This is a genomic window from Streptomyces sp. NBC_01515 (assembly GCF_045040345.1).
GTDB lineage: Bacteria > Actinomycetota > Actinomycetes > Streptomycetales > Streptomycetaceae > Streptomyces.
In genome coordinates, this window is the sequence record NZ_CP109416.1 from 8207570 (window position 1) to 8227766 (window position 20197).

Genomic DNA, 20197 nt, shown 5'->3' on the forward strand with positions numbered 1-20197 from the left:
TGGCGCCGATCTGCCGACCAGCGAATTTCCGTAGCGTCGAAGGCGTCGGCAGCGCTCGCCGCCGGCATCCTCTTCCGCTCACGGAGGCTCTGATGTCCGGGCTGGTCAACGCGTTGGTGATCGTGGCCGTCGTCGCGGTGGTGATCGTGCGGCAGTTCCGCGCCCGTCGGATCGACACCGACCGGCGCTGGTGGCTCCTCCCCGCGATCCTCGCCGTCGTGGCGCTGCGCGACCCCGGTATACTCGACGCCCACCACCACACCGGGTCGGCCCTCCTGCTCGCCGTCGAGCTGGTCGTCGGGCTGGCCACCGGAGCCGGCTGGGCCTGGACCACGCGGCTGTGGATCGAGACGGACGGTTCCACTTGGAGCAAGAGCACCAAGGCGAGCGGGGGCGTCTGGGTCGTCGGCATAGCCCTGCGCCTCGGCCTCATGGCCCTGGGCGCGGTCGTGGGCGTGCACCAGAACAGCTCGGCCCTGATGCTCGGACTCGCGGCGACGCTGCTGGTCCGCTCCGGGGTCCTGGCCTGGCGGGCCCAGTCCTTCACCGGGTCGGCCGGGTCGGCCTCGGCGTACGGTTTCGGCATGGCGAGGCCCGCCCGGAAGGAGCGCGTGTGACGGAGAACGCCTGGACGCGCTGGCCCTCGCGGGAGGCGCTGGGCCGAGAGGGGGTCTCACGGCCCCGGCGGCTGCTCGCCTGGGCCGTCCGGCTGCTGGTGATCGGGGTGCTCCTAGGGGGCGCGGTCACCGGCAGTCACGTCCACGGCTGGGCCCTGGCCGGAGGTGCGGCCGGGATCCTGCTGGCAGCGGTCGTCGGCTGGGCGTTCTGGCGCACGACTCTCGCCCACAGGCTCTGGCCGTCGGTGGGACTCATCGCCGTGCTCCTCGGGATCGCGATCGGGGGACAGGCCGTCGGGTTCACGGTCCCGGCCCTCGTCATCTGGTGTGGTTGTGCGGTCAGTTCGCTGGAGCGGCTGCCCATCGCGGTCGCCGTACCGGTGACCTCGGTGTCCCTCGCGGTCTTCGCCGCGGTCAACAACGACGTATGGCTGACCACCGCGGTCACGACGGCCGGGCTGGCCCTCGCCGGATACACGCTCCGCCTCGACGCCGAGGCCCGGGGCAACGCCCAGCGGCTGCTCACCCAGGAACGCATGGCACGTACTGCCGAGGCGGAGTCCGCCGCGCTGGCGGAACGGGCCCGTATCGCCCGGGAGATCCACGACGTGCTGGCCCACAGCCTCTCGGCCCAGCTCGTGCACCTGGAGGCGGCCAGGCTGCTGATCGAGCGGGGCGCCGACCGCGAGACGATCCTGGAACGGGTCGTGGCGGCCCGGGGGATGGCCCGCGACGGCCTGGTGGAGACCCGGCAGGCCCTGTCCGCGCTGCGGGGCGAGATGAGCCCGCTGGAGGACTTCCTGACCGAGATCGTCGGTACGACGGGCCGTGCCCAGGTCACCGTTACGGGTGACCGGAGACAGCTGCCCGCCGAGGCCTCGCAGGCCGTGCGCCGGGTCGCCCAGGAGGCCCTGACGAACGTCCGCAAGCACGCCCCGGGCGCCAAGGTGCTGCTCACCCTGGACTACGGCGAGCACGAAGTGACCCTGGACGTACGGGACTCGGGCGGCTCGCCGGGCGAACTCACCGCGGCGGGAGGTGGATACGGTCTGCTGGGCATGCGGGAACGCGCCGAGCTGCTGGGCGGTTCGCTGCGGGCCGGGCCGGACGAGGAGGGATTCGTGGTGACGCTGAAGGTGCCTGCATGACGGATGAGGCTGTGAGGAAGCCCGCGAGGGTCGTGGTCGCGGACGACCAGACCGTCGTACGGGAAGGCATCGTGATGCTGCTGGGGCTGCTGCCCGGGATCGAGGTCGTCGGCGCCGCGGTCGACGGGGACGAGGCGGTACGGCTCGTCGCCGAACTCGCCCCGGACGTCGTCCTGATGGACCTGCGCATGCCGCGCTGCGACGGTGTCGAGGCGACCCGGCGGATCCGTGCGGAGCATCCCGGGACGCAGGTCGTGGTGCTCACGACGTTCGCGGACGACGCGTCGCTGTTCCCGGCACTGCGCGCGGGGGCACGTGGCTACCTCACCAAGGACGCGGGCGGCGACGAGATCGTACGGGCCGTCGAGAGCGTGCTGTCGGGGGACGCGGGGCTGTCGCCGAGCATCCAACGGCGGTTGCTGGAGCGCCTGTCGGAGCCCGAGCCGCAGGAGCCGTCGGAGCCCGCCGAGCCGCCGGACGGGCTCACCGCGCGGGAGACCGAGGTGCTGCTGCTGATCGCCGAGGGCCTGACCAATCAGGAGATCGCCCGCACGCTGCATGTCTCCACGGCGACCGTGAAGACCCACATCAACAACCTGTTCGCCAAGACGGGGCTCAAGGACCGTGCGCAGGCGGTGCGTTACGCCTACGGCAAGGGGCTGGTGCGGCCACCAGCGGGTTGAGTCACCTGATGGGGTGAAGACAACGGAGAAGAAGAGTCGGGGATCTTCCCGTTCTGTCCATCCTTGGGCATGCAGTCAAGCAACGGTCGTTCCCGCGGTGGCGGGAGTGGTCACGAGAGTCCGGCCGAGAACCACGAAGGTCATGACCTGACCCCCGCCGAGGCAACCGGAAAGGTGAGGTACCACGACCCTTGGTACGACGCGCTCGCGTCCGGCTGGGGCGAGACGGACGGCACGGGCGGGCCCGCGCCCGAAGTGCCCGCCGCGCGCCGGGAGGACGCGGACCACGCCGTCCGCGCGGGCGATGTGTATCGGGAGGTGCAGCGCAGCGCCGCCTTCCAGGAGGTGCGCGGCCGGTATCTGCGGTTCGTGGTGCCCGCCACCGTCGTCTTCTTCACCTGGTACGTGGCCTATGTGGTGACGGCGACGACGGCGCCCGGATTCATGGCCCGGCCGGTGGCCGGCGCGGTGAACGTGGGGATGGTCGCGGGACTGGGGCAGTTCCTCACCACCTTCCTGCTCACCTGGGCCTACGCCCGGCACGCGCGGCTGCGCAGGGACCGGGCCGCGCTCGAACTGCGCTGGGACACACAGGAACTGACACGAGGCATTCGAGGCGGTACGTCGTGACCGGGAACCATCAGACGCTGGCGCTGCTGCTGTTCAGCGCGTTCATCGCGGTCACCCTCGGGATCACCACCTGGGTGAGCCGCAACCGGCATGGTTCGGAGGAGGAGTTCTACGCGGGCGGGCGGCTCTTCTCCCCGATGGAGAATGGTTTTGCCATCTCGGGTGATTATCTGTCCGCGGCCTCGTTCCTCGGGGTCACCGGGCTCATCGCGCTGTTCGGCTACGACGGCCTGCTGTACGTGGTGGGCTTCTTCGTCGCCTGGCTCATGGTGCTGTTCCTGGTCGCCGAACTGGTGCGCAACTGCGGGCGGTTCACGCTCGCCGACGTGGTCGCCGCGCGGATGAGCGAGCGACCGGTACGGATCGCGGCGGGAACTTCCTCGGTCACCGTGTCCGTTCTCTATCTGGTGGCGCAGATGGTGGGTGCGGGCAGCCTGGTCTCGCTGCTGCTGGGCGGGACGAGTGCGGCCGCGCGGGCCTGGACCGTCATCGGCGTCGGGGCGCTCATGGTGATCTATGTGTCGATGGGAGGGATGCGGGCCACCACCTGGATCCAGATCGTCAAGGCGGTCCTGATGATGAGCGGCACCATCGCGCTGACGGTGCTGACCCTGGTGCGCTTCCACGGGAACCTGAACCACCTGCTGCTCACGGCCGCCGCGCGCAGCGGTCACGGTGCCGCCTTCCTGGCGCCGGGGCTCAAGTACGGCGGGGACTGGACCGCGCGGTTCGACTTCATCAGCCTGGGCCTCGCGCTGGTGCTGGGCACGGCCGGGCTGCCGCACATCCTGTCCCGCTTCTACACCGTGCCGACCGCACGGGCCGCGCGCCGTTCGGTGGTGTGGTCGATCGGGCTCATCGGCGCGTTCTACCTGATGACGATCGTCCTCGGCTTCGCCGCCGCGGCGGTCGTGGGACCGGACACCCTTCGGAAGTCGAACGAGGCCGGGAACACGGCGGTCCCGCTGCTCGCCCTCGACCTCGGCGGAGGAGCCGATTCCACCGGAGGCACCGTCCTGTTCGCGATCGTCGCGGCCGTGGCCTTCGCCACCATCCTCGCGGTGGTGGCCGGGATCACCCTGGCTTCCTCGGCATCCGTGGCGCACGACCTGTACGCGTCACTGCGGCGCCCGAACGCCAAGCCGCGCAGCGAGGTGGCCGTGGCGCGGGTCGCCGCGGTCGGCATCGGGGTCGCGGCGATCGGGCTCGGCCTCATCGCCAGGAACCTCAACGTCGCCTTCCTGGTGGGCCTCGCCTTCGCCGTCGCCGCCTCCGCGAACCTCCCGGTGCTGCTCTACTCGCTGTTCTGGCGCGGCTTCACGACCCGCGGCGCCGTGTGGGCCGTATACGGCGGGCTGATCCCCGCACTGGTGCTCGTGCTGCTGTCGCCGGTCGTGTCGGGCAGCCCCGAATCGCTGTTCCCGGGCGTCGACTTCCAGTTCTTCCCGCTGCAGAACCCCGGCCTCGTCTCGATCCCGCTCGGCTTCCTGGCCGGCTGGCTCGGCACGGTCACCTCGACGGAGGTCCCGGACGAGGCCAAGCACGCGGAGACCGAGGTACGGGCGCTGACGGGGGCGGGAGCCGTGTAGCGGGGCCCGTGTGCCGTAGCCACGCGCGGCTGTGCGGCTGTCGCGTGGCTACGGCGCCACCCAGGCGTAGCGGTGTTCCGGGCGGCCCGTGTCGCCGTACTTGAGGGAGAGGCGGAGGCGGCCTACCTGTTCCAGGTGGCGTAGGTAGCGCTGGGCGGTCGAGCGGCTCAGGCCGGTCTCGGCGGCGACCTCGTGGGCCGAGAGCGGGTGGCCGGCGCTGTGCAGGACGGCGCAGATCAGGTCGGTGGTCGGTTCCGAGTGGCCGCTGGGCAGGCCGGGGGAGGCCGGTACGGTCGTCGTGCGCAGGGCGCCGAAGATGCGGTCGACCTGTTCCTGGCCGGCGATGCCGCGGCCGCCGACGCGGTCGACGGTGCGGCGCAGGGCGGCGTACGAGTCGAGGCGCGTGCGCAGCGCGGCGAAGGTGAACGGTTTGACCAGGTAGTGCAGGGCGCCCAGGCGCATCGCCCGCTGCACGGTCGTCACATCACTGGCCGCCGTGATCATGATGACGTCGGTCGTGTGGCCCTGTTGCCGCATGCGATGGACGAGTTCGAGACCCGTCTGGTCGGGCAGATAGTGGTCGAGCAGCACCAGGTCGATGGTCCCGCGTTCCACGGTGGCCAGCGCCTGGGCGGCGCTGTGCGCGCGGGCGGCGACCCGGAAACCGGGAACCTTCCCCACGTACTTGGCGTTGATCTCGGCGACGCGGAAGTCGTCGTCCACGACCATGACGTCAATCATTGGGCCTCTTTCCTCAAGGCCAGGCGAGCGTTAAGCCCGTGTTTCGGCTCCGCAGTTGTAGCGCGAGCAAAACGAGCACAACAGGCTCTTGCGAGCAAAAGAACGGCTTGCGCCCAGAAGACTGCTGCTGTGGTCCGCGCCACATCTACGGTCCCGGCCATGAGCGCAGACACCAGCCCCGCCATCGAGCTGCGGGGCGCGAGCAAGACCTTCAGGACCCCGTCGGGGGGTCTGCACACGGCCGTACAGGGGCTTGATCTCACCGTCGGACGTGGCGAGTTCGTGGCGGTCGTCGGCCCCACGGGCTGCGGCAAGTCGACCACGCTGACCCTCGTCAGCGGGCTGGAAGAGCCCTCCGAGGGCGATGTGCTGGTGGCCGGGGAGCCCGTCTCCGGCGTCGGCGACAAGGTCGGCTTCGTCTTCCAGCAGGACGCCACCTTCCCCTGGCGCACGGTCCTGTCCAACGTCATGGCGGGCCCGCGCTTCCGCGGCGTACCGAAGGCGGAGGCCAGGGCGAAGGCGCGTGAGTGGCTGGCCCGGGTCGGGCTCTCCGCCTTCGAGGACCGCTATCCGCACCAGCTCTCCGGCGGTATGCGCAAGCGAGTCGCGCTCGCCGCGACCTTCGTCAACGACCCCGAGATCCTGCTGATGGACGAGCCGTTCTCGGCGCTCGACGTACAGACCAGGGCCCTGATGTCGGACGAACTCCTGGAGCTGTGGGAGGGCACCGGTACCTCGGTCGTCTTCGTCACCCACGACCTGGAGGAGTCCATCGCGCTGGCCGACAGGGTCGTCGTGATGACCGCCGGGCCCGCCACCGTGAAGCAGGTCTTCGACATCGACCTGCCGCGGCCCCGCAAGGTCGAATCCGTGCGCCTGGAGCCGCGGTTCATCGAGATCTACCGCGAGATCTGGGAGTCGCTCGGCGAAGAGGTCCGCATCACGCGCGAGAGGGGTGCGGCCAATGTCGCCTGACGTCATGCCCGAGGACAAGGTCGTACGGTCCATGTCCGAGCCCGGCGCCAAGACCGACCGCGCCCATTCACGCGCGCGTGCCGCACGTAAACGCAGAGTCGGCGTCGGCGCGGCCCGTGTGCTGCTCCTGGTCGCCTTTCTCGGCCTGTGGGAATGGCTCTCCCGGGCCAAGGTCATCGATCCGTTCAACTTCTCGATGCCCTCGAAGATCTGGGACCAGATCTACACCTGGGTGATGCACGGGACCGCGCTCGGCTCCCTGGGGGAGCAGATCTGGGCCACGCTCCAGGAGGCGTTGATCGGCTGGGTCATCGGTGTGATCGCCGGTGTCGTGTTCGGTATTGCGCTGGGCCGGATCACCTTGATGGCCGACATACTTGGTCCATACATCAAGGTGCTCAACTCCATACCGAGGATCGTCCTCGCCCCGATCTTCGTGATCTGGTTCGGACTCGGACCGGCCTCCAAGGTCGCGTCGGCCGTGGTGCTCGTCTTCTTCCCGGTGTTCTTCAACGCCTTCCAGGGCGCTCGCGAGGTCGACCGCAACCTCGTCGCCAACGCCCGCATCCTCGGCGCCAGCGACCGCAGGGTGACCCTCCAGGTAGTCATCCCGTCCGCCACCTCCTGGATCTTCACCAGCCTCCATGTCAGCTTCGGCTTCGCCCTCATCGGCGCGATCGTCGGCGAGTACATCGGTGCCACCAAGGGCATCGGCCTGCTCGTCGCGCAGTCCCAGGGCACCTTCAACGCGGCCGGTGTGTACGCCGCGATGGTGATCCTCGCGGTCGTCGCCCTGGTCGCCGAAGGGCTGCTCACCTTCGCCGAGAACCGCATCTTCCGCTGGAAGCCGTCGGGCTCCGACAGCTGAACGGCCCCTCGCCGCAGCCCCGTTGAAGACGCACCCCTTCCTCCCCGCACCGCACCCTCACAAGGACGTGAACCGTCATGCGCAAGACCGCCAGATATGCCGCCCTGGCCGCCTCGGGCCTGCTCGCCCTCTCCTCGCTCACCGCCTGCGCCAACGACGCGGCCAGCACCGCCTCCACCGGCTCCGGCGGCAAGGGCGACGGCAAGGGCGTGAAGGTCAAGATCATGGTCGGTGGCCTGGACAAGGTCATCTACCTGCCCGCGATGCTCACCCAGCGGCTCGGTTACTTCGACGCCGAGGGCCTCGACGTCGAGCTGCTGAGCGAACCGGCCGGCGTCCAGGTCGAGACCGCCCTCGTCTCCGGGCAGGTCCAGGGAGCCGTCGGCTTCTACGACCACACGCTGGACCTGCAGGTCAAGGGCAAGTTGGTCGAGTCCGTGGTGCAGTTCTCGCAGGCGCCCGGCGAGGTCGAGGTCGTCTCCACCAAGGCGGCGGGGAAGGTCAAGTCGGCCAAGGACTTCAAGGGCAAGAAGCTCGGCGTGACCGGCCTCGGCTCCTCCACCGACTTCCTCACCAAGTACCTCGCCGTCAAGAACGGCGTCAACGTCAGCGAGTTCACCCCGGTCGCCGTGGGCGCGGGGCCGACCTTCGTCGCGGCGCTCCAACAGGGCTCCATAGACGCCGGGATGACGACCGACCCGACCGTCGCCACGATCCTCGACAAGAAGGCCGGCAAGATCCTCGTCGACATGCGGACGCCCGAGGGCTCGCAGGCGGCGCTCGGTGGGCCGTACCCCTCGTCAAGTCTGTACATGCAGACGGACTGGGTGAACAGCCACAAGTCCACTGTGCAGAAGATGGTCAATGCATTCGTCAAGACGCTCAAGTGGATGTCCACCCACAGCGCGACCGAGATCGCCGACAAGATGCCCGCTGACTACTCCCAGGGCAACAAGTTCCTCTACTCCACCGCGATCAAGAGCACGCTGCCGATGTTCACCAAGGATGGCGTGATGCCGGCGAACGGCCCGGAGACCGTCGAGAAGGTGCTCAAGGCGTTCAACCCCACCATCAAGAACGCCAAGGTGGACCTCGACAAGACGTACACGACCGAGTTCGTGAAGAACGCCACAGGCTGACGGCCGCGCGGTCGGCATCCGTAAAGAAGGGAGGGGCACGGCCCCTTCCCCCGCCCCCACAGGCCGTGCCCTCAGGCGCGGGTCGCCCACACGTAACGGTGTTCCGGGCGGCCCGCGTCGCCGTATTTGAGCGTCAGCCTGGCCCGTCCGGTGCGCTCCAGGAGCTTCAGATAGCGCTGGGCGGTCTGCCGGCTCACCCCGGTGCGGTCGGCGATCTCCTGGGCGGACAGGGGGCCTTGGGCGTTCATCAGGGACCGGCGGACGAGTTCCGCCGTGGTGGGGGAGTGCCCTTTGGGCAGCCCGGGCTCCGAGGGCGCCGACAGGGCACCGAAGATGCGGTCCACCTCGGCCTGTTCGGCCTCGCCGCCGCCGTCGAGCGTGCGGCGTAGTTCCGCGTACGCCTCCAACTTGGCGCGCAGGCCAGCGAAGGCGAACGGCTTGACCAGGTACTGCAGCGCGCCCTGCCGCATCGCCGCCTGGACGGTCGTCACGTCCCGGGCCGCCGTCACCATGATCACGTCCGTCTGGTGGCCGCGTCGGCGCATCTCCTGGACGACCGCCAGACCCGTCTCGTCGGGCAGGTAGTGGTCCAGGAGGACCAGGTCGAGGCGGGGCAGCGTCTCCAACTGGCGCAGCGCCTCAGCCGCGTTGTGAGCCTCGCCGGCCACGTGGAAGCCCGGCACCTTCTCCACGTAGGCCGCGTTGACCTGTGCGACCCGGGTGTCGTCGTCCACGACCAGGACCTCGATCATCGCGACTCCTCCTCGACGGTCTCCCCGGGGGCGGTGAGAGCGGGTTCCAGCCCCGGCTCGGTCAGCGCCTCGGTCAGTGCCTCCGGCAGGACGACCACGAACTCCGCACCCCCGCCGAACGCCTCCGTCACCACCGCGCTGCCGCCCTGCCGTTCGGCGAGCCGACGCACCAGGGAGAGGCCGATCCCGCGCTTGCCGTGCGCCGGGGGCTTCTTCGTGGACCAGCCCTCGGTGAAGACCAACTCCCGTTGTTCCTCCGGGATTCCGGGGCCCGTGTCACGCACCCGGAGCACGGCCGTACGTCCCTCCGTCCGCAACTCGACCTCCACGCGTGCGTGCGGTGTGCCCGCGACGGCGTCGAGCGCGTTGTCCACCAGGTTGCCGACGACCGTGACCAGCCCGCGCGGGTCGATCAACCGGTCGGGCAGCCAGGTCCGGTCGGAGATCCACAGGGCGACGGCCCGCTCGGCCGCGACGGTCGCCTTGCCCACCAACAGGGCGGCGATCAGCGGGTCCTGGATCTTCTCGGTGACCTGCTCGGCCGTGGCCCTGTGATCGCCGACCACCTCGCCGACGAATTCGACGGCATCGTCGTACATCTCCAGTTCGAGCAGCCCCAGGAGCGTGTGCATGCGGTTGGCGTGCTCGTGGTCCTGGGCGCGCAGGGCGTCGATCAGACCGTGCGTCGAGTCCAACTCCCGGCCCAGCTGCTCCAGTTCGGTGCGGTCGCGCAAGGTGGCCACGGCGCCGCCGTCGTCGGTGGGCATCCGGTTGGTGACCAGAACCCGCTGACCGCGGACGGCGAGCAGATCGGTGCCGGTCACCCGGCCGGCCAGGACATCGGTCGTACGGCCCTCACCGAGCGCCTCGTCCAGGGAGCGGCCCACCGCCTCGTCGCCGATGCCCAAGAGGCGTCGTGCCTCGTCGTTCAGGAGTCTTATGCGGCCGGTGCGGTCCAGGGCGACGACGCCCTCCCTGATGCCGTGCAGCATCGCCTCGCGCTCCGAGAGCAGCGCCGAGATGTCCGAGAAGGCCAGGTCCCGGGTCTGCCGCTGGACCCGCCGGGAGATCAGCCAGGCCGCCAGCGCACCGACGGCGAGGGCACCCCCGGCGTACGCCAGCAGCCCCGGGATCGCGCTGATCAGCTGCGCACGGACGCCGTCGTACTTGATGCCCACCGAGACGGCCCCGACGACCGTGCCGTCGGCGTCCCGCAGGGGTACCTTGCCGCGGGCCGAGCGGCCCAGGGTGCCCTTGTCGATCTCCTTGACCTCCTGACCGGCCAGGGGCTGGTCGGGAGAGGTCGAGACGAAGCGGCCGATCTCGCTGGGAGTCGTGTGCGACCACCGCATGCCCCGCCAGTCCATCACCACCACGTACTCGGCCTTGGTGGCCTTGCGGATCCGCTCCGCCTCCCTCTGCACGGGTCCGTCCACGGTCGGCGGGGTGTCCTGGACGTCCTTGATGATCTGCGGCTGCTGCGCGGTGGTCTGGGCGATGGCCAGGGCGCGGTTCATCGCCTCCTGGTCGAGCTGTTTGCTCAGCGGCGCGAGGAACAGCCCGGTCGCCAGGACCGCGACTCCCGCGGCGATCGCCAGCTGCATCAGCAGCACCTGGGAGAACACCCGCCGCGGCAGCCCGAGGCGACGGCGGCGTGCGGGGGGTGTGGGGCTCATACCCCTGACGGTACGTGCCGGGGCGGGGGCTGCCCCAGGGGTGTGGCGTGGATCTCTTGACCAGTTCTTGGGGAAACCGGCCTCCAGTAGAGGGCGTTTTCCGGCGGAAACCGGTACGGCGGGCGGGTCAGCCGGCCAGCGCCGTCGTCAGCTCGCGCACCGCCACCACGTCCATCCGCGCCGGTGCGCCGAGGACCGACGCCCCGCAGCTCTCCGGGCGGGGCGGAAGCGAGGCCCCCTGGGCGACGATCACGCGCCAGTGGCGTCCGTCGGCGTGCGCGACGGTCACCTCCCAGCGCGGTGCGCCGCCGTCCGTCCGTACGACGCTCAGGGCGTCCACCGCGTACTCGCCCGCCGCCGTCCGCACGGCCAGCTCCGCCGCCTGTCCGGGCCGTTCCCAGGCCGAGCCGCCCCGGCAGCCCTCGACGACCACACGGCCCTCCTGGACGCCCTGGAGGATCTCCTTGATGCCGTGGGCCTGGACCCGCCCGTACGCGTAGCCGTACGGCAGGACGAGCACCGTCGGCGAGAAGCGGTGACCGCCCAGATGGGTGACCTCCCAGGCGCCCTCGACCCCGGAGGCGGCCAGTTCGGCGGCGAGAGGACGGCCGAGGAGCGCGCAGCAGCGGTCGCGCTTGCCGTTGGTGCAGACGAGCGCGAGCGGGTCACCGGTGTGGGCTTGTCCGCCGAGCGCCGAGCCGAACGAGCGCGGGTCGCCCGCGCCGAGGGCGGCGAAGTCGAGGGCGAGCAGCTGCCCCGGGTCCTCGGTCGTGGCGCTGTGCAGCCATACGTTCCCGGGAACGGTGTGGGCCGCGTACACATGGCGCACCGGCGACGCCGCTGGGTCGGCGTGCCGCCCGGGGCGCCGGATGAGCGCGATCCGTACGCCCGTGTTCGCGGCGGCGGCTTCCAGGGCACGCCCCAGCGCGGGGTCCAGGTGGCTCGAAGTGAGCGCTTTGGCACCCCAAGGGCCGGGCTGTTCCAGCAGCAGCCACGTCGTCGCCGTGGCCGCGGTTCCGGAAATGGGCTCGTCGAGGTCCCGAGAGACGGTCGCGCACGTACTCACAGAGGTGAGCCTAACCTGACTTGGCCCAGGGCGACTTCCGGCCGCGCTCGCGTCCTACTCCGGTAGTGGTTGAGGCGGCCTGGGGCCTACGTAGTGACCGCTCGGCCGCATGCGCAGCGGGCGCTCCCCGTACTCCTCCAGGGCGTGCGCGATCCACCCCGCCGTACGGGCGACGGCGAAGATCGTCTCACCCGCCGTGGAGGGCATCCCGGAGGAGACGGTGAGCACGGCGAGCGCCAGGTCGACGTTGGCGTGCAGCGGGGTGTGGCGGGCGGTGGTGGCGACGATGTCGCGGGCCGCGGCGAGAGCGGGTGCGGCGCCCGGGATCTCCTTCAGGAGGGCGAACAGGGCACGCGCGCGTGGGTCTTCGCCCGGGTAGAGCCGGTGGCCGAGTCCGGGAATACGGCGGCCGGCGCGGAGTTCGTCCGCGACCACCGGGGCGGCGGTGCCCTGGTCGAGCACGTCGAGCAGCAGTCGGTGCGCCAGGCCGCTGGCGGCGCCGTGCAGGGGGCCTTCGAGGACTCCCAGGCCGGAGGAGACGGCCGCGTACGGGTGTGCGCGGGCCGAGGCGGCGACGCGCACCGCGAGCGTCGAGGCGGCCAGGTCGTGGTCCACGAGCAGCCCAAGTGCCGTGTCCAGGACGTGCAGTGACGCCTCGTCAGCAGGCCGACCGCTCAGCCGTGCCCACAGGCGGTGGGCCAGCGGACCCGCGTCGCGATGGGCACGCCGTACCGGTGGCAGGGCCGCTACGAGGGTGGGGATGAGGATGCGCGCGGTGCCGAGCACGGCGTCCTCGGACAGGTCGAAGCGCAGCGGGTCCGCGGTCGCCGCCGCGATGGCCGCGACCCGCAACCGGTCGGTGGGGCCCGTGTGTTCCGGCAGCGCGTCGACGGCGCGACGGGCGACGGCGACGGCTTCCTTGGGCGCGGTGAACGTGATCCCGGGGCGCAACTCCCCGGTCCACAGCCACTCGGCGATCTCCTCGTAGGAGTGGCGCGCGGCCAGCTCGGTCGCGTCGACGCCCCGGAAGTAGTACCGGTCCTTCTCGATGAGCGTGATCCGGGTCCGCACGGACAGCTCGCCCCCGGACCCCGAACTCCCGCTGCTCTCCCGCCTGTTGCGCCGCGCAAGCCCCTCCACCTCCTTGGCGTCGAAGGTGCTGCCCCGCCCTCCGGGCTCGCGCCTGCTGCTCAGCTGCCCGCGACTCACGTAGGCGTACACGGTGTCCGGCTTCACGCCGAGCAGTTCGGCGGTCTCCTTGGTGCTCAGCCGTCGCTCGGGGTGACCAGGAGCGGTTTCTTGATCGCGCATGGAGGCCACGGTATCCACCCCTTGCATACATTGATTCAATCAATATTGACAGAGATTGAGTCAACCATGGACATTTGAATCAAGTCCAGGGAGGAAACATGTCCATCAACAGGGCCGCAGCCACGCGTATCGAGGTTCCGCGGGGACTCGCGGGCGTCGTCGTCACCGACACCCGAATCGGTGACGTCCGGGGGATCGAGGGCTTCTACCACTACCGCCACTACTCCGCCGTCGAACTCGCGCAGACCCGCGGCTTCGAGGACGTCTGGCATCTCCTCGCCTACGGCGAACTGCCGGACGCGGAGCAGAGCGCGGCCTTCGCTGCCGAGACCGCGGCGCTGCGCCCGTTGCCGGACGAGGTGCGGGCCGCGCTGCCCGCGGTGGCGGCGGCGAGCGGGACGTCCGGGTCCCTGTCGGGGCCGTTGTCCGGGATGCGTACGGCGCTGTCGCTGCTCGGTGCCGCGAAGGGCTTCCGGCCGGTGTACGACATCGACGCGGACGCGCGCCGTAGGGACACCCTCGTGGCGTCCGCGGCCGTACCGACACTGCTGACCGCGCTGTACCGGCTGGGTCGGGGACTCGACCCCGTGGAGCCGCGCGACGACCTCTCCTACGCGGCCAACTACCTCTACATGCTGACCGGTTCGGAACCGGACAAGCAGCAGGCCAGGGCGATCGAGCAATACTTGATCTCAACCATTGACCACGGATTCAATGCGTCAACCTTCACCGCGCGGGTCATCGCGTCGACGGGGGCGGATGTGGCGGCCTGTCTGGTCGGGGCCGTGGGGGCGCTCTCGGGTCCGCTGCACGGGGGTGCGCCCAGCCGTGCCCTGGACACCCTGGACGCGATCGGAACCCCGGACCGTATCGACCCCTGGATCCGCGAACGCGTCCTCGCCGGGGACCGCATCATGGGCTTCGGCCACGCGATCTACCGCACGGAGGACCCCCGTTCGAGGATGCTGCGCGAGGTCGCCCAGCAGTTCGGCGGACCCCGGGTCGAGTTCGCCGTCGAGGTCGAGCGCCAGGTGGAGGCCATCCTCGCGGAACTCAAGCCGGGCCGTGAGCTGCACACCAACGTCGAGTTCTACGCGGGGCTGGTCATGGAACTGTGCGGGCTGCCGCGGGAGATGTTCACTCCCACGTTCGCGGCTGCGCGGGTGGTGGGGTGGAGCGCGAACATGGTGGAGCAGGCGGAGGACTCGAAGATCATCCGGCCGGTCGCGCGGTACGTGGGGACCGAGGCACCGGTGGCGGTGCCGCTCATGAGTTGACTTCGTGAAACGGCCAGGAGTGAGGCCCGGCACCGCGGGGTGCCGGGTTCTCTGTGTGTGCGGTTTCTCTGTGTGACCAGAGGGAGAGACGTGCCTTGGTGGTCGGAGGCGTCAGGCGCTGGGGATATCCCGTTTTGCCCGTACGAGGGTCTCGCGACTGATCACGACGATGCGCTCGTAATCGGCACGTGCGGCGTCAGGAGGGAGCTCGGAGTCGAGTTCCGCAGTCGCTTCGCGCCCAATGACGGCGAAGTCGCCGTTGCTGAGCTCGAAGATGTCGGGGCAAGTCTGGCCCGTGGCGCTGCCTCGCTCGCGAGGCGAGGCCCCGACACGTCGCACGATTCTCACTGAGAGTTACCACCCTTACTCGGAGTGAACGAAAATTCTCCGAGTGTGGCTCCTTGTGGCTCGGAGGGAGGGAAAGCCTCCGAGCGTGGCGGCGCCCAGGCAGGTGTGGCGCCGGAGCATGTACGTCTCCGAGCGTGAAGGGTGTTCGTCGGAGTGCCCGGAGAGGGCCAGGTGACAAGATAGCGACAGTGGGGGTGGTGGTGGGTCACTTGGGGGCAAGCAATGAGGTGAAACCTGTCGCCTTCTCTTGACGGATCGGTTTCCGGGGCGCCGGTGTCCTGCCCTGGGCCAGGGTGAACCGGTTGGTGTCAGGGCGAATCGCCTGGTGTCTCTCCGACGACCCACCACTCGTCGGTGTCCGAGTCGTCGAGTTCCTGGATCAGGTCGTCCATGATGCGGCCGAGCCCGGCCTCCTCCGATGAGTCGGGCAGGCTCTTCCTGTGGTGCTTCGTCGCTGCCCAGTACTCGCGGAAGACCTGGTTCTGGCACATGACCCGGAGATGGCCGTGAAGTTCAGGCAGGGTCAGGGCGCCGATGCGGTGGTAGTAGAGGGCGTTCGCGTAAAGGGCGTTCGCGAAGAGGTACTGACGCTGCTTCTCGGGCGGCACCTCGGTCTCGTACGTATTGAGGACGCCTGCCAGGGCGGGGTCGTCCATGGCTTTGCACAGGAGGGCGAAGTGGAGCCGATGCTGTTCGGCGAGAGCTGCTTCGCGCCGATGGCGCGAGGTCGGCCCGGCAAGGGACGCGATCATGCCGGCGATCCTCGCTTTGACGGCTGAACTGAGCCCCTGTATCCCCACGTTCTGTGTGGCCATGTCAACAACCCCCGAATCAGGCGGCCGTCCGCCGGTCGTCGGGGTGCGGGTCGACTGATGGGGACCGGCGAGCGATGGGCGGCGCTTGCCGTCTCCCAGAGTGCCGAGCGGCTCTGATCGGCAGGGAGGCGGAGAGGAGGCGCACGGAGGGAAGCGAGGGTCGCACGAACCGGCGCCTTCCCCAACGTCTGCCCCGCAAGCGCTGCTAACAATCGTTCACTTCGCGGCGATTCTTCCGGCTCGTATCCTGGGGCGGCATTCAACCTCCGTACGTGTGCCGGACCGCGAGCCGGTGCACGCGTCGGCGTGAAAGAGGTCGCACGTTGAGCCAGCAGAGCCCGAGCGCAAGCCCGAGCCAGAGCACCGAACCGGCGTCGGTCCCGAGTACGGATCCGAGCCTGCCCGCAACCTCGGTTCCGAGCGCGGCCACGACTCCGGTACCGAGCCGGAATTCGACTGTGGTTCCCGCCTCGGACTCGACCTCGGACCCCACCTCGGACCCGACCTCGGCTCCTGTCCCGGACCTGACCCTGACCTCGACCCCGACCCCGATCCCGACCTCGACCCCGACCCCGATCCCGACCTCGGCCCCGGCCCCGGACCCGACCTTGGCCTCGACCTCGGTCCCGTCCCCGATCCAGACCCCGGCCTCGGTCCCGTCCCCGATCCAGACCCCGGCCTCGATCCCGACCCCGATCCGGGTCCCGGCCTCGGTCCCGGCCTCGACCTCGGTCCCGGTCCCGGCCCCGGATCCGGCCTCGATCCTGGCCCCGATCCCGATCCCGACCCGGACCCCGACCCCGGCCGCGCCCCCCGCCCCGACCCCTTCCCCGGATCCAACCCCACCCCCGAACCCCCACCAGATCCCCGTCCTCGTCCTCGCCGGCTTCCTCGGCTCCGGCAAGACCACGCTCCTCAATCACCTCCTCCACCGCAGCGGAGGCAGCCGTATCGGAGCGATCGTCAACGACTTCGGGGCGATCGAGATCGACGCGCTGGCCGTGGCCGGGGCGCTCGGGGACTCGACCGTGTCGCTCGGGAACGGGTGCCTGTGCTGTGCCGTGGACGCCAGTGAACTCGACGTCTATCTGGAGCGGCTCGCCCGGCCCTCCGCCGGTATCGACGTCATCGTCATCGAGGCCAGCGGGCTCGCCGAACCGGAGGAGCTGGTGCGGATGCTGCTCGCCAGCGAGCACCCGGGGATCGTCTACGGCGGGCTCGTCGAGGTCGTCGACGCCGCCGAGTTCGACGACACGCGCGCGAAGCACCCCGAGATCGACCGGCATCTCTCCCTCGCCGACCTCGTCGTCGTCAACAAGCTGGACCGGGCGGTCGACGCCCCGCGCGTCCTCGGACTGGTCCGCTCGCTCACCGACCGTGCCGCCGTCGTGCCCGCCACCTACGGCCGTATCGACCCGGAGTTCCTCTTCGACTGCCGGCCGAACGAGGAGCGCGTCGGGCAGCTGACCTTCGACGACCTGCACGACCCCGCCGGTGCGGAGCAGGACGAACACGACGCGCACGCCGACCACTTGCACACCGCCTACGACAGCCTCTCCTTCGCCTCCGACGACATGCCCATGGACCCGCGACGGCTGATGGCGTTCCTGGACAGCAGGCCCGAGGGGCTCTACCGCATCAAGGGGTACGTCGACTTCGGCGCCCACGATCTGCGCAACCGGTACGCCGTGCACGCCGTAGGACGCTTCTTGAGGTTCTATCCGGAGCCCTGGGCGAGCGGCGACACCCGGCTGACCCAGCTCGTGCTCATCGGCACCGGCCTCGACATGCCCGCCCTCGGCAAGGAGTTGGAGGCGTGCAAGCAGGACGCCCCACACGCCGACGAACACGGCATGTGGGGCGTCCTGCGCTACGTACAAGAACCGGACCAGGAGCCGGAGTCCGACGAGGAGCCGGGACCGGAGGCCTGAGGGGCCGGGGTTACACCGGCCCCGCCACCACCGACACCGTCTTCGCGAGCGACACGCCCGAGCCGTCGCGGCGCGGGTCCATCTCCGGGAGTTCCGCCGGTGTGCCGTCCCGTTGTGCTGCCTTGGCCGGTACGGCGCCCGTCCAGGCCAGGGACAGGCAGTCCTCGCCCTTCAGGAAGCGCTGGCAGCGGACGCCGCCGGTGGCTCGGCCCTTGCGGGGGTACTGGTCGAACGGGGTCAGCTTGGCCGTCGTCTGGACGGAGTCGTCGAGCGTGCCGCGCGAGCCCGCGACCGTGAAGACGACCGCGTCCACGGCGGGGTCGACGGCCGTGAAGGAGATGACCTTCGCGCCCTCGGTGAGTTTGATGCCCGCCATGCCGCCGGCCGCGCGGCCCTGGGGGCGCACCTGGGCGGCCTGGTAGCGCAGCAGTTGGGCGTCGTCCGCGATGAAGACCAGGTCCTCGTCGCCGGTGCGCAACTCGACGGCGCCGACGATCCGGTCGCCGTCCTTGAGCGTGATGACCTCCAACTCCTCCTTGTTCGTGGGGTAGTCGGGGACCACGCGCTTGACGACGCCCTGCTCCGTGCCGATGGCCAGGCCGGGGGAGGACTCGTCGAGGGTCGTCAGGCAGATGACCGTCTCGCCCTCGTCCAGGGAGACGAACTCCGAGATCGGGGCGCCGCCGGAGAGGTTCGGCGCGGCGGCCGTCTCCGGGAGCTGGGGGAGGTCTACGACGTTGATCCGCAGGAGGCGGCCGGCCGAGGTGACCGCGCCCAGCTCGCCGCGGGCCGTCGCCGGGACCGCCGAGACGATCACGTCGTGCTTGGTGCGCCGGGCCTCGGAGTCCTCCGGGAAGGGCTCGCCGTTCGCCGTGCGGGCCAGCAGCCCCGTCGAGGAGAGCAGTACCCGGCACGGGTCGTCGGCCACCTGGAGCGGCACGGTGGCGGCGGGGGCGCCCGCCGACTCCAGCAGGACCGTACGCCGGTCGGTGCCGAACTTCTTTGCCACCGCGGCCAGTTCGGTCGAGACCAGCTTGCGCAGCTCGGTGTCCGACTCCAGGATGACGGTCAACTCCGCGATCTCCGCGGTGAGTCGCTCCATCTCCGACTCCAGCTCGATCCGGTCGAACCGGGTGAGGCGGCGCAGCGGGGTGTCCAGGATGTACTGCGTCTGGATGTCCGACAGGGAGAAGCGCTCCATCAGGCTCTGCTTCGCCTGCGCCGAGTTGTCGCTGGAGCGGATGAGCCGGATGACCTCATCGATGTCGATGAGCGCGGTGAGCAGACCCTCCACCAGGTGGAGGCGGTCGCGCCGCTTGGTGCGGCGGAACTCGCTGCGGCGCCGTACGACGTCGAAGCGGTGGTCGAGATAGACCTCCAGGAGTTCCTTGAGGCCCAGGGTGAGGGGCTGGCCGTCCACCAGGGCAACGTTGTTGATGCCGAAGGACTCCTCCATCGGCGTCAGCTTGTAGAGCTGCTCCAGGACCGCTTCCGGCACGAAGCCGTTCTTGACCTCGATGACCAGGCGCAGGCCGTGTGCACGGTCGGTGAGGTCCTTGACGTCGGCGATGCCCTGCAGCTTCTTCGCGCCGACCAGGTCCTTGATCTTGGCGATCACCTTCTCGGGGCCTACGGAGAAGGGCAGTTCGGTGACGATGATGCCCTTGCGGCGCGCCGTCACGTTGTCCACGGCGACCGTGGCGCGGATCTTGAAGGTGCCGCGGCCCGTCTCGTACGCGTCCCGGATGCCGGTGAGGCCGACGATCCGGCCGCCCGTCGGCAGGTCGGGGCCCGGGACGTGCCGCATCAGGGTGTCCAGGTCCGCGTTCGGATAGCGGATCAAGTGCCGGGCGGCCGCGATGACTTCGCCCAGGTTGTGCGGCGGCATGTTGGTGGCCATGCCGACCGCGATGCCCGACGAGCCGTTCACCAGGAGGTTCGGGAAGGCGGCGGGCAGGGCCACCGGCTCCCGCTCCTGGCCGTCGTAGTTCGGGGTGAAGTCGACCGTGTCCTCGTCGATCGACTCGGTCATCAGGTTGGCCGCTTCGGACGGCCGGCACTCCGTGTACCGCATGGCGGCCGGCGGGTCGTCGTTGCCCAGCGAGCCGAAGTTGCCGTGGCCGTCGGCCAGCGGCACGCGCATGGAGAAGGGCTGGGCCATGCGCACCAGGGCGTCGTAGATCGACGCGTCCCCGTGCGGGTGCAGCTTGCCCATCACCTCACCGACGACACGAGCACACTTGACGTATCCCCGGTCGGGGCGCAGGCCCATCTCGTCCATCTGGTAGACGATTCGTCGGTGGACCGGCTTCAGGCCGTCCCGGGCGTCCGGCAGGGCTCGGGAGTAGATGACCGAGTACGCGTACTCAAGGTAGGAGCCCTGCATCTCGTCGACGACGTCGATGTCGAGGATCCGCTCCTCGAACGAGTCGTCGGGCGGCGGGGTCTTCGTGCTGCGGCGGGCCATCGCTGCCGGCTCCTCTTTTCTGGTCGCTCGCCTGGGGGTCGCTCCCCTTCGGCTCACTCTTGCTGAAGCGTGAACGGGGTCTTGACGTGAACCATTGTGGACCGCGGCACTGACAACGCGGACCAGGACCCGGCGTTGCCCGCTCGGGTCCGTCGCCGGCGGCT

At 70.1% G+C, this 20197-nt stretch carries 18 protein-coding genes; 10 read left to right on the top strand and 8 right to left on the bottom strand.

Annotated elements, in window-relative coordinates:
* Positions 1-92 precede the first annotated feature (92 nt).
* The 5 genes from OG407_RS37135 (at position 93) to OG407_RS37155 (ending at position 4667) form a co-directional block, all read left to right on the top strand.
* A complete protein-coding gene (locus tag OG407_RS37135; protein WP_405864022.1) occupies positions 93-617 on the top strand; it encodes a DUF1453 domain-containing protein in 525 nt (174 codons plus the stop codon).
* Complete coding sequence (locus OG407_RS37140) at positions 614-1765, top strand: sensor histidine kinase (RefSeq protein ID WP_405864024.1); 1152 nt, start codon at positions 614-616, stop codon at positions 1763-1765. The genes OG407_RS37135 and OG407_RS37140 overlap by 4 nt, the downstream gene beginning before the upstream one ends.
* The gene (locus OG407_RS37145) at positions 1762-2448 is read left to right on the top strand and encodes a response regulator (RefSeq protein WP_405864026.1); all 687 of its coding nucleotides are present in this window, start codon (positions 1762-1764) and stop codon (positions 2446-2448) included. The genes OG407_RS37140 and OG407_RS37145 overlap by 4 nt, the downstream gene beginning before the upstream one ends.
* Positions 2449-2517: 69 nt before the next feature.
* On the top strand, positions 2518-3078 hold the full coding sequence (locus OG407_RS37150) for a DUF485 domain-containing protein (protein ID WP_328678038.1): 561 nt from the start codon (positions 2518-2520) through the stop codon (positions 3076-3078).
* Entirely contained in the window at positions 3075-4667 is a 1593-nt protein-coding gene (locus OG407_RS37155; RefSeq protein WP_329349195.1) for a cation acetate symporter, read from the top strand. Before OG407_RS37150 ends, OG407_RS37155 begins: the two co-directional genes overlap by 4 nt.
* 48 nt (positions 4668-4715) lie before the next feature.
* On the opposite strand, the gene OG407_RS37160 is transcribed toward OG407_RS37155, so the two are convergent.
* Positions 4716-5408, bottom strand: coding sequence for a response regulator (locus OG407_RS37160; protein WP_403584209.1), 693 nt, complete (start codon positions 5406-5408; stop codon positions 4716-4718).
* 159 nt (positions 5409-5567) lie between these two features.
* On the opposite strand from OG407_RS37160, the gene OG407_RS37165 reads away from it, so the two are divergent.
* The 3 genes from OG407_RS37165 to OG407_RS37175 all read left to right on the top strand — a co-directional run bounded on the left by OG407_RS37165 (position 5568) and on the right by OG407_RS37175 (position 8390).
* Positions 5568-6383: an ABC transporter ATP-binding protein gene (locus OG407_RS37165; RefSeq protein ID WP_033283983.1), complete on the top strand. Its 816-nt coding sequence runs from the start codon at positions 5568-5570 to the stop codon at positions 6381-6383.
* Complete coding sequence (locus tag OG407_RS37170; protein ID WP_405864029.1) at positions 6373-7251, top strand: ABC transporter permease; 879 nt, start codon at positions 6373-6375, stop codon at positions 7249-7251. Before OG407_RS37165 ends, OG407_RS37170 begins: the two co-directional genes overlap by 11 nt.
* Before the next feature lie 77 nt (positions 7252-7328).
* Complete coding sequence (locus OG407_RS37175) at positions 7329-8390, top strand: ABC transporter substrate-binding protein (protein WP_405864031.1); 1062 nt, start codon at positions 7329-7331, stop codon at positions 8388-8390.
* Between the two features lie 71 nt (positions 8391-8461).
* Here the strand turns inward: OG407_RS37175 and OG407_RS37180 are convergent, their stop codons facing one another.
* From OG407_RS37180 to OG407_RS37195, 4 genes are all read right to left on the bottom strand, one after another.
* On the bottom strand, positions 8462-9142 hold the full coding sequence (locus tag OG407_RS37180) for a response regulator (protein ID WP_393753292.1): 681 nt from the start codon (positions 9140-9142) through the stop codon (positions 8462-8464).
* Positions 9139-10818: an ATP-binding protein gene (locus tag OG407_RS37185; protein ID WP_405864033.1), complete on the bottom strand. Its 1680-nt coding sequence runs from the start codon at positions 10816-10818 to the stop codon at positions 9139-9141. The genes OG407_RS37180 and OG407_RS37185 overlap by 4 nt, the downstream gene beginning before the upstream one ends.
* A 127-nt stretch (positions 10819-10945) precedes the next feature.
* Positions 10946-11884, bottom strand: coding sequence for a sucrase ferredoxin (locus OG407_RS37190; RefSeq protein ID WP_405864035.1), 939 nt, complete (start codon positions 11882-11884; stop codon positions 10946-10948).
* A gap of 54 nt (positions 11885-11938) precedes the next feature.
* Positions 11939-13195 (bottom strand): citrate/2-methylcitrate synthase, encoded by a 1257-nt coding sequence (locus OG407_RS37195; RefSeq protein WP_405864037.1) that lies wholly within the window; start codon positions 13193-13195, stop codon positions 11939-11941.
* Positions 13196-13293: 98 nt separating this feature from the next.
* Between OG407_RS37195 and OG407_RS37200 the strand changes: the two genes are divergently transcribed.
* Complete coding sequence (locus OG407_RS37200) at positions 13294-14472, top strand: citrate synthase/methylcitrate synthase (RefSeq protein ID WP_405864039.1); 1179 nt, start codon at positions 13294-13296, stop codon at positions 14470-14472.
* Between the two features lie 111 nt (positions 14473-14583).
* On the opposite strand, the gene OG407_RS37205 is transcribed toward OG407_RS37200, so the two are convergent.
* Together OG407_RS37205 and OG407_RS37210 are read right to left on the bottom strand one after the other, a co-directional pair.
* The gene (locus tag OG407_RS37205; protein ID WP_403584229.1) at positions 14584-14820 is read right to left on the bottom strand and encodes a hypothetical protein; all 237 of its coding nucleotides are present in this window, start codon (positions 14818-14820) and stop codon (positions 14584-14586) included.
* 308 nt (positions 14821-15128) lie between these two features.
* A complete protein-coding gene (locus OG407_RS37210) occupies positions 15129-15635 on the bottom strand; it encodes a DUF6082 family protein (protein ID WP_405864041.1) in 507 nt (168 codons plus the stop codon).
* Between the two features lie 863 nt (positions 15636-16498).
* On the opposite strand from OG407_RS37210, the gene OG407_RS37215 reads away from it, so the two are divergent.
* Positions 16499-17566 (top strand): CobW family GTP-binding protein, encoded by a 1068-nt coding sequence (locus tag OG407_RS37215; protein WP_405868820.1) that lies wholly within the window; start codon positions 16499-16501, stop codon positions 17564-17566.
* A 10-nt stretch (positions 17567-17576) separates the two neighbouring features.
* Here OG407_RS37215 and OG407_RS37220 read toward each other — a convergent pair whose 3' ends face one another.
* Positions 17577-20033 carry a DNA topoisomerase (ATP-hydrolyzing) subunit A gene (locus OG407_RS37220; RefSeq protein WP_405864043.1) on the bottom strand — a complete coding sequence of 819 codons (2457 nt, stop codon included), beginning with the start codon at positions 20031-20033 and terminating at the stop codon, positions 17577-17579.
* Between the last annotated feature and the right edge of the window lie 164 nt (positions 20034-20197).

Coding starts and splice junctions, on each gene's coding strand:
- OG407_RS37135 (WP_405864022.1), top strand. CDS start 93: ATGTCCGGGCTGGTCAACGCGTTGGTGATCGTGGCCGTCGTCGCGGTG.
- OG407_RS37145 (WP_405864026.1), top strand. CDS start 1,762: ATGACGGATGAGGCTGTGAGGAAGCCCGCGAGGGTCGTGGTCGCGGAC.
- OG407_RS37150 (WP_328678038.1), top strand. CDS start 2,518: ATGCAGTCAAGCAACGGTCGTTCCCGCGGTGGCGGGAGTGGTCACGAG.
- OG407_RS37160 (WP_403584209.1), bottom strand. CDS start 5,408: ATGATTGACGTCATGGTCGTGGACGACGACTTCCGCGTCGCCGAGATC.
- OG407_RS37165 (WP_033283983.1), top strand. CDS start 5,568: ATGAGCGCAGACACCAGCCCCGCCATCGAGCTGCGGGGCGCGAGCAAG.
- OG407_RS37170 (WP_405864029.1), top strand. CDS start 6,373: ATGTCGCCTGACGTCATGCCCGAGGACAAGGTCGTACGGTCCATGTCC.
- OG407_RS37175 (WP_405864031.1), top strand. CDS start 7,329: ATGCGCAAGACCGCCAGATATGCCGCCCTGGCCGCCTCGGGCCTGCTC.
- OG407_RS37180 (WP_393753292.1), bottom strand. CDS start 9,142: ATGATCGAGGTCCTGGTCGTGGACGACGACACCCGGGTCGCACAGGTC.
- OG407_RS37185 (WP_405864033.1), bottom strand. CDS start 10,818: ATGAGCCCCACACCCCCCGCACGCCGCCGTCGCCTCGGGCTGCCGCGG.
- OG407_RS37195 (WP_405864037.1), bottom strand. CDS start 13,195: ATGCGCGATCAAGAAACCGCTCCTGGTCACCCCGAGCGACGGCTGAGC.
- OG407_RS37200 (WP_405864039.1), top strand. CDS start 13,294: ATGTCCATCAACAGGGCCGCAGCCACGCGTATCGAGGTTCCGCGGGGA.
- OG407_RS37210 (WP_405864041.1), bottom strand. CDS start 15,635: ATGGCCACACAGAACGTGGGGATACAGGGGCTCAGTTCAGCCGTCAAA.
- OG407_RS37220 (WP_405864043.1), bottom strand. CDS start 20,033: ATGGCCCGCCGCAGCACGAAGACCCCGCCGCCCGACGACTCGTTCGAG.